The sequence below is a fragment of the Streptomyces thermospinosisporus genome (assembly GCF_039526425.1).
Taxonomy (GTDB): domain Bacteria; phylum Actinomycetota; class Actinomycetes; order Streptomycetales; family Streptomycetaceae; genus Streptomyces; species Streptomyces thermocarboxydovorans.
The window spans coordinates 1-12395 of sequence record NZ_BAAAIZ010000136.1 but is presented as its reverse complement, the minus strand read 5'-3'; the positions used below and the strand labels follow the sequence as shown (position 1 = coordinate 12395).

Genomic DNA, 12395 nt, shown 5'->3' with positions numbered 1-12395 from the left:
CGTCAGTCAGTGGCTGGGCCACGATCACCGGAACCTGAGTATCAGCATCAATGTCAGTGGCGGCGCGTAATGTGTGAGACGCCGGTGACGGCAGCCGGGCACATGCACCACGGGGGACTCATGACCACGACGGGAACGAAGGGCATCGCCGCCCTGACGACACGCACCGGCACGTCCTTCTCGCTCGCCCTGGCGCGGGAGTTCGGCCGCGGCGGGGTCTACCGCTTCGAGGAGGTCGACTTCCCCGCCACGCTCACCCACGAGCCGACCCGCCGCTTCCTGAGCGAGACGGGCCTGCCCGAGGACGGCGGCATCTTCGCCCTGGACACCGAACTCCCGCTGCGCACCCTCACGGAGTACTACACCCACGCCGGCGACTACACGGACGGCTACCACTTCCAGCCCCCGTCCCTCCCCACCGACGCCGACCACCTCATACGCCTCGGCTCCCTGCTCGACGGCAACAGCCTCCTGGTCCACGGCACCACGGGCGAGATCCTGCACTGGAACGACTGGACCACCACCCTCCGCCCCCTCAACGCCGATGTAGCCACCCTCGCCTTCGCCCTCTGGCTCCTCCACCGCAGGACCACCCCGGGCGCAGTGGCCGGCATCGAACCGGCGTAGCTCTGACCCCTGCCGCCGCCGCACCCCGGCCACGACCTCGGGCGTGCCGCTCCTGTCGAATGCCGCGATTCAGTCCCTGCTGGGTGAGAAAGGAAGCGCCGGGTCTCTGGCCACGTCACCATCACCGCCGCACATGAGGACGCCATGCACCAGCTGCGCGAGTTGGCGGAACGTTTGGAGAAGGAGCACGGCTCCGTGACGGAGGAGGAAGAGCAGGCGGCGCTGGATCGCATCGCCGCCATCGACAACTGGCATGACGAGCGCCGCCCGCCAGGCAGCCCATCCAGTGCCTGCTTCGGCACAGCTCTCCGGCGAGCCTCTGACGGCCCGTCTCCCGGACGAGCCGAGACGGCAACCGACTGAGACGGATGGCCACAGGGGCGGCACCTTCAAAGGTGCCGCCCCTGTGTTCCGCCTGGCCCGGCGTTCAGAAGCCGTGGCGGGGATCGGACCCGCGTAACTCCCCGCGAGCGGAGCTCGCTGATGGATGCTGCGCGGGCGAGTCCCTGAGCCACTCGGGCACACGGCCTTGGTTGGTGCTATCGACCGTACGAGCCGGGTGATGGCGGGCTCAAGGGAACCAGGGTGCCTGCAATGGGACTGCCATGTGCTGTTCATGAAAGGGGCTCGGGAAGTAGGACCAAGGGAGGAGAGGGGGACCACCTCCGGACAGGGGTCAACGGGGTGCTTGGCCCTTACCCTGACGGGCATGAGTGCCCTTGAACCGCGTGACACCGATGTCACCGCCGACGCCTTGGCCATGGAGCCCCAGGACACCGTGCTGAGCCGGTCGTACCGGGCGCTCAGCATCGGCATCGTGTCCGTCGTCCTGCTGATCGCCTTCGAGGCGACCGCCGTCGGCACGGCGATGCCCGTGGCGGCGCGGGAGCTGGACGGGGTGTCGCTGTATGCCTTCGCGTTCTCCGCGTTCTTCACCACCAGCCTGTTCGGCATGGTGCTCTCCGGACAGTGGTCGGACCGGCGCGGGCCGCTCGGTCCGCTGACCGCGGGCATCGCCGCCTTCGCGGCCGGGCTGCTGCTGGCCGGGACGGCGGTGTCGATGTGGCCGTTCATTTCCGGCAGGGCCGTGCAGGGGCTGGGCGGCGGGCTGGTGATCGTCGCGTTGTATGTCGTGGTCGGGCGGGCGTATCCGGAGCGGCTGCGTCCGGCGATCATGGCGGCGTTCGCGGCGAGCTGGGTGGTGCCCTCGATCGTCGGCCCGCTGGCCTCCGGGGCGGTGACCGAACACATCGGCTGGCGCTGGGTGTTTCTCGGCATCCCGGTGCTGGTGCTGCTCCCGCTGGGGCTGGCGCTGCCGCAGATACGGCGGAAGGCCGCCGGTCCGGTCGGTGGTGACCCGGGGGAGGGCGGGGCGGAGCAGGCCTCGTTCGACCGCCGGAGGATCAAGCTGGCGCTGGGGATCTCGGTGGGCGCGGGGCTGCTGCAGTACGCGGCGCAGGACCTGCGCTGGTTCTCGCTGCTGCCGGGCGCCGCCGGGCTTGCGCTGCTGGTGCCGGCCGCGCTGGGGCTGCTGCCGCGCGGCACCTACCGGGCCGCCCGCGGCCTGCCCTCGGTGGTGCTGCTGCGCGGTCTCGCCGCGGGCTCCTTCATCTCTGCCGAGTCCTTCGTGCCGCTGATGCTGGTCACCCAGCGGGGGCTCAGCCCGACCCTCGCCGGATTCTCGCTCGCGGCGGGCGGCGTCACCTGGGCGCTGGGCTCGTGGGTGCAGTCACGGCCCCGGCTCGAGGCGTACCGGGAACGTCTCACCACGTTCGGGATGCTGCTGGTGGCCGCCGGTATCGCCGCCGCCCCCAGCGTGCTGATCCAGGCCGTGCCCGCCTGGACGGTGGCCGTCGCCTGGGCGTTCGGCTGCTTCGGGATGGGGCTGGTGATCTCCTCCAGCAGCGTGCTGCTGCTGAAGCTCTCCCCGCCCGAGGAGGCCGGCACCAACTCCGCCGCCCTGCAGATCTCCGACGGACTGTCCAACACCCTGCTCCTCGCGGCGGGCGGCGCGGCCTTCGCCGCGCTCGGCGGCGGCGCGGTCAGTCATGCGGCCGGCCAGGCCGGCGCGACCACCGGCTCCCATCCGGCCGCGTTCGCCGCCGTGTTCCTGCCGATGGCCGCGGTGGCGCTGGTCGGGGTGTGGGTGACGACCCGGCTGCGAGTCCGGTGAGCGAGGTGAGCGAAGCGGAGTAAAGAGGAGTAAGAGGTGAGCGAAGGGGAGTAAAGGAGAGTAAAGGAGAGTAAAGGGGAGTGAGGGGGAGCAAGAAGGAGCAAAGGGCGAGAGGCAGAAGAGGCGAGCCCGCACGGCTGTGATGTCGGTCCCACCCGCGAGGGGTGCGGTGGCGTCCGCGTATGGCAGGTGGCGGGCCGCCGGTAGGGTGGCCCGGTTGTCATACGTAGCCGCTCGACCCCCACGGAGACCGTGACTACCACCGCCGGCACCCCGTCGCACTCGCACCACCTGTCACCCGCCTTCCCCGGGCGGGCCCCCTGGGGAACCGCCAGCAAGCTGCGTGCCTGGCAGCAGGCCGCCATGGACAAGTACATCCAGGAGCAGCCGCGTGACTTCCTGGCCGTGGCGACCCCCGGCGCCGGTAAGACGACGTTCGCCCTGACGCTGGCCTCCTGGCTGCTGCACCACCACGTGGTGCAGCAGGTGACGGTGGTCGCACCGACCGAGCATCTGAAGAAGCAGTGGGCCGAGGCGGCCGCGCGCATAGGGATCCGCCTGGACCCCGAGTACAGCGCCGGACCGCTGAGCAAGGAGTACCACGGCGTCGCCGTCACCTACGCCGGTGTCGGCGTCCGCCCCATGCTGCACCGCAACCGGGTCGAGCAGCGCAAGACCCTGGTCATCCTCGACGAGATCCACCACGCCGGTGACACCAAGTCCTGGGGCGAGGCCTGCCTGGAGGCGTTCGAGCCGGCCACCCGGCGGCTCGCGCTGACCGGTACGCCGTTCCGCTCGGACACCAACCCCATCCCCTTCGTCACGTACGAGGAGGGCGACGACGGCATCCGGCGCTCCGCCGCCGACTACACCTACGGCTACGGCTCCGCCCTCGCGGACGGCGTCGTGCGCCCGGTCATCTTCCTCAGCTACAGCGGCAACATGCGCTGGCGCACCAAGGCCGGCGACGAGATCGAGGCCCGCCTCGGCGAGCCGATGACCAAGGACGCCGTCAGCCAGGCCTGGCGCACCGCGCTCGACCCGCGCGGCGAATGGATGCCGGCCGTGCTGCGCGCCGCCGACCAGCGCCTGACCGAGGTCCGCAAGGCCATCCCCGACGCGGGCGCCCTGGTGATCGCCTCCGACCAGGAGGCGGCCCGCGCCTACGCCAAGCTCATCCGGGACATCACCGGCCACAAGGCGACGCTGGTGCTCTCCGACGACGCCGGCGCGTCCAAGCGGATCGACGAGTTCAGCGCGAGCGACGACCGCTGGATGGTCGCCGTCCGCATGGTGTCCGAGGGCGTCGACGTGCCCCGCCTCGCCGTCGGCGTCTACGCCACCACCATCTCCACCCCGCTGTTCTTCGCCCAGGCCGTCGGCCGTTTCGTACGGTCCCGGCGGCGCGGCGAGACCGCGTCCGTGTTCCTGCCGACCATCCCCGACCTGCTCTCCTTCGCCAACGAGATGGAGCGCGAGCGCGACCATGTGCTCGACAAGCCGAAGAAGGACGGCGAGGAGGACCCGTACGCCGAGTCCGAGAAGGAGATGGAGGAGGCGAACAAGCAGCAGGACGAGGACACCGGCGAGCAGGAGATGCTGCCGTTCGAGGCGCTTCAGTCCGACGCCGTCTTCGACCGGGTCATGTACAACGGGGCCGAGTTCGGCATGCAGGCCCACCCCGGCAGCGAGGAGGAACAGGACTACCTGGGCATTCCGGGCCTTCTGGAGCCCGACCAGGTGCAGTTGCTGCTGCAGAAGCGGCAGGCCCGGCAGATCGCGCACAGCCGCAGGAAGCCCGCCGAGGAGGCCGACCTGCTCGAACTGCCCGCAGAGCGGCGGCCGGTGGTCTCCCACAAGGAGATGATGGAGCTGCGCCGCAAGCTCAACAGCCTCGTCGGCGCCTACGTCCACCAGAGCGGAAAGCCGCACGGGGTGATCCACACCGAGCTGCGCCGGGTGTGCGGCGGGCCGCCCGCTGCCGAGGCCACGGCGGGGCAGCTGAGGCAGCGGATCGCCAAGGTGCAGGAGTGGGCCACGCGCATGCGGTGACGGGGACTTATGCGGTCAAAGTTCGCTCAATCCTGAACTTCCATGACCGGATTCTGGACGGAGCCTTCCGCTGGCCGAACAGGCTCGCTACTGTCCCGCTACGCACACGCCCCGTGGCAGCGTCGCCGCGGAGCGCAGCCGTGAAGCGACTGTGCCCGGAAACGACCGGGCCGCCGGCCGATCGGCGGCCTCTGTAGCGCGTCTCCGACCGGGACTCGGCGACGCATCGACAGCGAGGGGGTCGCCGACCTCACCACTAAGGAGTGGGCGTCGTGACCGCGGAGACCTCTCAGACGCTCGACAGGGGACTGCGTGTCCTCAAGCTGCTGGCCGATACGGACCATGGGCTGACCGTCACCGAGCTTTCCCAGAAGCTGGGCGTGAACCGGACCGTTGTGTACCGGTTGCTCGCCACGCTGGAGCAGCATGCCCTTGTACGTCGTGATCTGGGCGGACGGGCCCGGGTGGGGCTGGGGGTGCTGCGGCTGGGGCGGCTGGTGCATCCGCTGGTGCGGGAGGCGGCGATGCCGGCGCTGCGGTCGCTGGCGGAGGACATCGGGGCGACGGCGCATCTGACGCTGGTGGACGGGGCGGAGGCGCTGGCGGTCGCGGTGGTGGAGCCGTCGTGGACGGACTATCACGTGGCGTACCGGGCGGGGTTCCGGCATCCGCTGGACCGGGGGGCGGCGGGTAAGGCGATACTCGCGGCGCGGCAGCAGCCGAACGGGGATCCCGGGTACACGTTGACGCATGGGGAGCTGGAGGCCGGGGCCTGTGGGGCTGCGGCACCGTTGCTGGGGGTGACGGGGGTCGAGGGGAGTGTGGGGGTCGTGATGCTGGCGGAGGTCGTGCCGGAGCGGGTCGGCCCCCGGGTTGTGGAAGCGGCGCGGGAGGTTGCGGAGGCGTTGCGCTGAGGGTGGTTCGTGGCCGCCCGGCGTGGGGCTGAGCCGGCGGGTGTTGCGCTTGCCCGCGCTTGCAGGATGCCGCTGCGCCCACCCTCCCCCACGCTCGGCTTCGCTCGCGCGGGGGCACCCCCATCGCCCCAGCGGCACGAATGCCCGCAGCTACGCGGCGGGCGCGGGTACATGCCACTGCCCGCGGCTACGTGGCGGGCGCAAGTTAGATTGACTGCGTGCTCTCTCGTCTCTCGCGTCCCCGGGCGATCGCCGTGTGCGGTGCCCCCGTCGTCGCCCTGCTGGCCACCGCCGTGTTCGCACCGCTGCCCTTCTCCGTCGCCCAGCCCGGTATGACGGCCGATGTGCTCGGCAAGAACAAGGGGACGCAGGTGATCACGATCTCCGGCGCGCCCGTGCGGAAGACCAGCGGGCAGCTGCGGATGACGACGATCGAGGCGACCTCCCCGGACACCCGCGTCACCCTGCCCGAGGTGATCGACAGCTGGTTCCGCACCGATCAGGCGGTGATGCCGCGCGATTCCGTCTACCCGACCGGGGACACCACGCGGGAGATCCAGCGGTACAACCGCGCGCAGATGAAGAAGTCGCAGGACGAGGCGACCGCGGCCGCGCTGAACTACCTGAAGCTGGACGACAAGGACATCGACGTCAAGCTGGAGCTGGCCGACGTCGGCGGCCCCAGCGCCGGGCTGCTGTTCTCGCTCGGCATCGTCGACAAGCTCGACGGCGACGGCGACGGGGGCGATCTCACCGGCGGCCGGGTCGTCGCCGGCACCGGGACCATCGACGCGAGCGGCAAGGTCGGTGCCGTGGGCGGCGTGCCGCTCAAGACGCGGGCCGCCCGCCGGGACGGCGCCACCGTCTTCCTGGTGCCCAGGGCGGAGTGCGCCGACGCGAAGGCCGAGCTGCCCAAGGGCCTGCGGCTGATCCCGGTCACCACCCTCAAGGGCGCCGTCGACGCGCTGGTCGCGCTGGACAAGGGCACGGGCAAGGTTCCCCGCTGCTGAGCCCTGAGCCCAACCCGAAGCCCTCGCGGCGGCCTAGCCCTCCTTCACGAACCCCTTCTTGATCATCCAGTCCAGCGCCACCTGGTGCGGGTCCTCACCCGCCACATCCACCTTGGCGTTCAGGTCCTGCGCCACCGTGTTGTTCAGCGCCGCCGTCACCGGTGCCAGCACCTGGGCGATGGCCGGCCACTTCTTCAGCGTCTCGCTGTGGATCGTCGGCGCCGCGTTGTAGTTCGGGAAGAACTTCTTGTCGTCGTCCATCACCACCAGGTTCATCGACTTGATCCGCCCGTCGGTGGTGAAGACCTCGCCGTAGGTGCAGGCGCCCTTGGCGGTCTGGGTGTAGATGATCCCGGTGTCCATCTGTGTGATGTTCCGCGTCGGAATGTCCATGCCGTACGCCTTCTCCATGCCGGGCAGCCCGTCCGCGCGGTTGGCGAACTCGCCCTCCACGCACAGCGTCACCGCGCCCGGGTCCCTCTTGGACAGCTCGGCCACCTCCGAGAGGGTGCGGGTGCGGTACTTCTCGTAGTTGGACTGGTTCATGGCGAGGGCGTAGGTGTTGTTCAGCTCGGACGGCTCGAGCCAGGCCACCCCGTTCTTCCGGTCGGCGTCGCGCACCGCCAGCCACTGCTTGCGCGGGTCGGGGATGGGCTCGCTGTTGCCCTGGTAGGTGATCCACGCGGTGCCGGTGTACTCGTACGCGGCGTCCGCCTCGCCCGTGACCACGGCCTCCCGGGAGCCGACCGAGCCCTGGATGCCGGTGCGGTCGACGACCTCGGCGCCGGCCGCCTGGAAGGCGATGCCCATGATCGCGCCGAGGATCAGCTGCTCGGTGAACTCCTTGGAGGTGACGGTGAGATGCGCGCCCTGAAGCGGCTTGCCCTGCCCGATGGAGCCCGGCTCCACGTCGTCGACCATGGGGGAGCCGCTGGTCAGCCCGCAGGCGGAGGCCGCCGCCAGCAGCACCGCCCCGGCGAGCAGCAGCCGGGTGCGGCGGCTCAGCAGGAGCAGGGCGCGCCTCACGACCCCGCCTCCAGCCCGCGCGGCCGCATCAGCAGCTCGGCCAGCGACGCCAGCCAGTCCACAAGGAGCGCCAGCGCCACAGTCAGAATGGAGCCGATCATCAGCACCGGCATCCGCTGGCTGGTGATCCCCGTGGTGATCAGCACGCCCAGGCCGCCGCCACCGCCGAAGGTCGCCAGCGTCGCCGTGCCCACGTTCAGCACCAGGGCGGTGCGCACCCCGGCGAGGATCAGCGGGACCGCGAGCGGCAGCTCCACCCGGGTGAGCACGCCCAGCGGGGACATGCCGATGCCGCGCGCCGCCTCCAGCAGCGCCGGGTCGTTGGCCTGCAGGCCCGCGATGGTGTTGGACAGCACCGGCAGCACGGCGTAGGCGATGATGCCGATGAGCGCGGCCCGGCGGCCGATGCCCAGCCAGATCACCAGCAGCGCCAGCAGACCGATCGCCGGGGTGGCCTGGCCCATGTTGGCGAACACCATCACCCCGGGGGTGAACGGGCGCAGCAGCGGCCGGGTCAGCAGGATGCCCAGCGGGATCGCGATGATCAGCACGAAGAAGGTGGAGATCGCGGTCAGCTCGATGTGCTGCCACAGCGCCTCGCTCACCCGCCCGTCGGACAGCGCGTTGCGGGTGAGCTGGTCGAGGTCGGCCTGCTCGAACCACAGCCAGGTCACCAGCAGCAGGACGATCAGGGCGACCGGCAGGAAGGTCAGCTTCTGCCAGGTCACCCGGGGTGCCTGCGCCGTGGTCCGCGGGGGCGGGGCGTCCGACGGTTCGTCCTCCTCCGGGACGGGCAGCCCCGGCTCGCGGGAAGAGGTCCTCACGCCTTCGGCTCCCCTCCCACGCCCTCCTGCTCGGCGTGCGTCTGACCCTGCCGGTGCTCCTCCAGCTCGTGCTGGGCCTCCAGCGCCTCCAGCCGGTCGGCCTCCAGCAGCTCGTGCACGGAGTTCATCAGCGTCTCCACGTCGACGACTCCCTCGTACGCGCCGCGCCGCCCGGTGACCACCACCCGCCCGGTGTTGTCGGTGAGCACCGCCTCCAGCGCGTCCCGCAGGGTCGCGTCACGGGTCACCGTGTCGGTGACCAGGGTGCCCGCGCGGGCCAGCGAGCCCTTGGCCCGCATCAGGTCGCCGCGCCGCAGCCACTTGTAGGGGCGGCCCCGCCGGTCGAGCAGCAGGATCTCGTTGGTGCCGCTGGAGCGCAGCCGGTTGAAGATCTCCTGCAGCGGGTCGTCGAGGGTGACCGTCGGATAGTCGGTGATCTCCACGTCCCGTACGCGGGTGAGGTTGAGCCGCTTCAGCGCGGCGCCGGCGCCGACGAAGCCCGAGACGAAGTCGTCCGCCGGGTTGGTGAGGATCGCCTCGGGGGTGTCGAACTGGGCGATGTGCGAGCGTTCGCGCAGCACCGCGATCCGGTCGCCGAGCTTGATCGCCTCGTCGAAGTCGTGGGTGACGAAGACGATCGTCTTGTGCAGCTCGCGCTGCAGCCGGATCAGCTCGTCCTGCAGATGGTCGCGGGTGATCGGGTCGACCGCGCCGAACGGCTCGTCCATCAGCAGCACCGGCGGGTCCGCGGCCAGCGCCCGCGCCACGCCGACGCGCTGCTGCTGGCCGCCGGACAGCTGCCGGGGGTAGCGGCCATGGAACTCGCCGGGGTCGAGGCCGACCAGGTCCAGCATCTCCTCCACCCGCTCGCGCACCCGGGCGGCCGGCCAGCGCAGCATCTTCGGCACCAGCGCGATGTTCTGCGCCACGGTCATGTGCGGGAACAGCCCGCTGGCCTGGATGGCGTAGCCGATGGTGCGGCGCAGCTTCACCGGGTCCATGTGGGTGACGTCCTGGCCGCCGATGCGGATGCGGCCGCCGGTCGGCTCGATCAGCCGGTTGATCATCTTCAGGGTGGTGGACTTCCCGCACCCGGACGGGCCCACGAGGATGACCGTCTCACCGGCCCGGATCTCCATGCTGACGTTGTCCACGGCGGGCTGGGCGCTGTGCGGGTAGCGCTTGGTGAGGTTCTCCAGCTCGATGGTGGCGCCGGAGGTGCCGTGCTCGGGCACGGAGGCTTCCCCGGACGCCGGCTCGGGCACGGATCCCCCTTGAGACGTCTCAGGCACGGATCCCCCTCGAGATGGTCAGCCGCCCGATCAGCACATAGGCGGCGTCGAAGAGCAGCGCGAGGACGATGATTCCGAGGGTGCCCGCGAGCACCTGGTTGAGGGCGTTCTTGCTGCCCAGCGAGGCGATCCCGCGGAAGATCAGGTTGCCGAGGCCGGGGCCGGAGGCGAAGGCGGCGATGGCGGCGATGCCCATCAGCATCTGGGTGGAGACCCGGATGCCGGTGAGGATCGGCGGCCAGGCCAGCGGCAGCTCCACCCGTATCAGCCGGGCCGCGCGGGACATGCCGATGCCGGTGGCCGCGTCCACCAGCGACGGGTCGACGCCGCGCAGGCCCACGATGGAGTTCCGCACGATCGGCAGCAGCCCGTAGAGGGTCAGCGCGATCACCGTCGGCGGCACCCCGAGCCCCACGACGGGGATCAGCAGACCGATCATGGCCAGGGACGGGATGGTCAGCAGGGTGGCGGTGGTGGTCGTGGCCAGGCTGCCCGCCCACTCGCTGCGGTAGGTGATCACCCCGATCACGACGCCGAGCGCGGTCGCCACCACCATGCACTGGAAGACCACGCTGGCGTGCTGGTAGGCGTCGGTGAGCAGCTGCTGGTGCCGGCTGACCAGGTAGTCCCAGAAGTTCACCCGCGCTCACCCCCAGCTCGGCCAGGAAGGATCGGTCGTTCAGTCGCCTCGGTCGCCGAGCGCCGCCTGCTCGACCAGCGGGATGATCCGCAGCGGGACGGGGTTCTCCATGACGATCGCCGTGGAGGCTCGGACGATGCCATCAAAACCGACGACGCGGTCGATCACCCGTTGAAGATCGGCGTTCGAGCGAGCCACCAGCCGGCACAGCATGTCGCCGGTGCCGGTGGTGGTGTGCAGCTCCAGCACCTCCGGCACGGTCGCCAAGTGGGCCCGGACATCGGCTCCTTGACCCTGCCGGATCTGCAGCGTGGCGAACGCGGTGACCGGGTAGCCGAGGGCCGCCGGGTCCACCTGGGGGCCGAATCCGCGGATGACTCCGTTCGACTGAAGCCGGTCCAGCCGGGCCTGCACCGTGCCCCGCGCGACCCCCAGCCGCCGGGACATCTCCAGCACCCCTATCCGCGGCTCGCGCGCCAGCAGCGTGATGATCCGCCCGTCCAGCCGATCGATCCCCATGCGCCACCCTCCAGCTCTGGTCATCCTGTACAGAAAGCCCGCCGATACGGGCATTCGGCTGAGCAGATTGCCCAGTGATTCCACGAACTATTGCGCACCTTGCGAGGCTGCACCACCCTGCCCCTATGACGCAGACCACACACCACACTCCCGAGACCACCGCCCGGCAGGACGACCCCTTCCCGGTCAAGGGAATGGACGCGGTCGTCTTCGCCGTGGGCAACGCCAAGCAGGCGGCGCACTACTACTCGACCGCCTTCGGCATGAAGCGGGTCGCCTACTCCGGACCGGAGAACGGCAGCCGCGAGACCGCCAGCTACGTCCTGGAGAGCGGCTCCGCCCGCTTCGTGTTCACCTCGGTGATCAAGCCCTCCACCGAGTGGGGCACCTTCCTCGCCGAGCACGTGGCCAAGCACGGCGACGGCGTCATCGACCTCGCCATCGAGGTGCCGGACGCGCGCGCCGCGTACGCCTACGCCGTCGAGCACGGCGCCCGCTCGGTCGCCGAGCCCTACGAGCTCAAGGACGAGCACGGCACGGTCGTCCTCGCCGCGATCGCCACCTACGGCGAGACCCGCCACACCCTGGTCGACCGCAGCGGCTACGACGGCCCCTACCTGCCCGGCTTCGTCGCCGCCGAGCCGATCGTGGAGCCGCCCGCCCAGCGCTTCTTCCAGGCGATCGACCACTGCGTCGGCAACGTCGAGCTCGGCCGGATGAACGAGTGGGTCGAGTTCTACAACAAGGTGATGGGCTTCACGAACATGAAGGAGTTCGTGGGCGACGACATCGCCACCGAGTACAGCGCGCTGATGTCGAAGGTCGTGGCCGACGGCACGCTCAAGGTCAAGTTCCCGATCAACGAGCCCGCCGTCGCCAAGAAGAAGTCCCAGATCGACGAGTACCTGGAGTTCTACGGCGGCGCCGGCGTCCAGCACATCGCGCTGAACACCAATGACATCGTGCAGACCGTTCGCCAGATGCGCGCGGCCGGCGTGGAGTTCCTGGACACCCCGGACTCCTACTACGACACCCTCGGCGAATGGGTCGGCGAGACCCGGGTGCCCATCGACACCCTGCGCGAGCTGAAGATCCTCGCCGACCGCGACGAGGACGGCTACCTGCTGCAGATCTTCACCAAGCCGGTCCAGGACCGTCCGACCGTGTTCTTCGAGCTGATCGAGCGGCACGGCTCGATGGGCTTCGGCAAGGGCAACTTCAAGGCGCTGTTCGAGGCGATCGAGCGCGAGCAGGCCAGGCGCGGCAACCTCTGACGCCGTGCACGCGGGCGGACCGGCCGGACCGGCCGGGTCCGCCG

At 70.5% G+C, this 12395-nt stretch carries 12 protein-coding genes; 7 read left to right on the top strand and 5 right to left on the bottom strand.

Features of this window, described 5'->3' with window-relative positions; translation table 11 throughout:
• The first annotated feature begins 120 nt into the window (after nt 1-120).
• From ABD207_RS31440 to ABD207_RS31415, 6 genes are all read left to right on the top strand, one after another.
• Complete coding sequence (locus tag ABD207_RS31440) at nt 121-627, top strand: SUKH-4 family immunity protein (RefSeq protein ID WP_344016719.1); 507 nt, start codon at nt 121-123, stop codon at nt 625-627.
• Between the two features lie 144 nt (nt 628-771).
• Nucleotides 772-990: a hypothetical protein gene (locus ABD207_RS31435; protein ID WP_344016718.1), complete on the top strand. Its 219-nt coding sequence runs from the start codon at nt 772-774 to the stop codon at nt 988-990.
• A 346-nt stretch (nt 991-1336) separates the two neighbouring features.
• Entirely contained in the window at nt 1337-2800 is a 1464-nt protein-coding gene (locus ABD207_RS31430) for an MFS transporter (protein WP_344016717.1), read from the top strand.
• 252 nt (nt 2801-3052) lie between these two features.
• The gene (locus ABD207_RS31425) at nt 3053-4852 is read left to right on the top strand and encodes a DEAD/DEAH box helicase (RefSeq protein WP_344007687.1); all 1800 of its coding nucleotides are present in this window, start codon (nt 3053-3055) and stop codon (nt 4850-4852) included.
• 272 nt (nt 4853-5124) lie between these two features.
• Nucleotides 5125-5766: an IclR family transcriptional regulator gene (locus tag ABD207_RS31420; RefSeq protein ID WP_344007688.1), complete on the top strand. Its 642-nt coding sequence runs from the start codon at nt 5125-5127 to the stop codon at nt 5764-5766.
• A 218-nt stretch (nt 5767-5984) separates the two neighbouring features.
• Nucleotides 5985-6776, top strand: coding sequence for a S16 family serine protease (locus ABD207_RS31415; protein ID WP_344016716.1), 792 nt, complete (start codon nt 5985-5987; stop codon nt 6774-6776).
• A gap of 33 nt (nt 6777-6809) precedes the next feature.
• Here ABD207_RS31415 and ABD207_RS31410 read toward each other — a convergent pair whose 3' ends face one another.
• From ABD207_RS31410 to ABD207_RS31390, 5 genes are read right to left on the bottom strand one after another with little or no spacing between them, the layout of a single operon-like run.
• Complete coding sequence (locus ABD207_RS31410; protein ID WP_344016715.1) at nt 6810-7802, bottom strand: glycine betaine ABC transporter substrate-binding protein; 993 nt, start codon at nt 7800-7802, stop codon at nt 6810-6812.
• On the bottom strand, nt 7799-8626 hold the full coding sequence (locus tag ABD207_RS31405; RefSeq protein ID WP_425580881.1) for an ABC transporter permease: 828 nt from the start codon (nt 8624-8626) through the stop codon (nt 7799-7801). Before ABD207_RS31405 ends, ABD207_RS31410 begins: the two co-directional genes overlap by 4 nt.
• Complete coding sequence (locus tag ABD207_RS31400) at nt 8623-9891, bottom strand: betaine/proline/choline family ABC transporter ATP-binding protein (RefSeq protein WP_344016714.1); 1269 nt, start codon at nt 9889-9891, stop codon at nt 8623-8625. Before ABD207_RS31400 ends, ABD207_RS31405 begins: the two co-directional genes overlap by 4 nt.
• 19 nt (nt 9892-9910) lie before the next feature.
• Nucleotides 9911-10558 carry an ABC transporter permease gene (locus ABD207_RS31395; protein ID WP_344016713.1) on the bottom strand — a complete coding sequence of 216 codons (648 nt, stop codon included), beginning with the start codon at nt 10556-10558 and terminating at the stop codon, nt 9911-9913.
• Between the two features lie 39 nt (nt 10559-10597).
• Entirely contained in the window at nt 10598-11077 is a 480-nt protein-coding gene (locus ABD207_RS31390; RefSeq protein WP_344001612.1) for an Lrp/AsnC family transcriptional regulator, read from the bottom strand.
• Nucleotides 11078-11202: 125 nt separating this feature from the next.
• Here ABD207_RS31390 and hppD point away from each other — a divergent pair, with 125 nt between their 5' ends.
• Complete coding sequence (gene hppD, locus ABD207_RS31385) at nt 11203-12351, top strand: 4-hydroxyphenylpyruvate dioxygenase (RefSeq protein WP_344016712.1); 1149 nt, start codon at nt 11203-11205, stop codon at nt 12349-12351.
• Nucleotides 12352-12395: the final 44 nt, after the last annotated feature.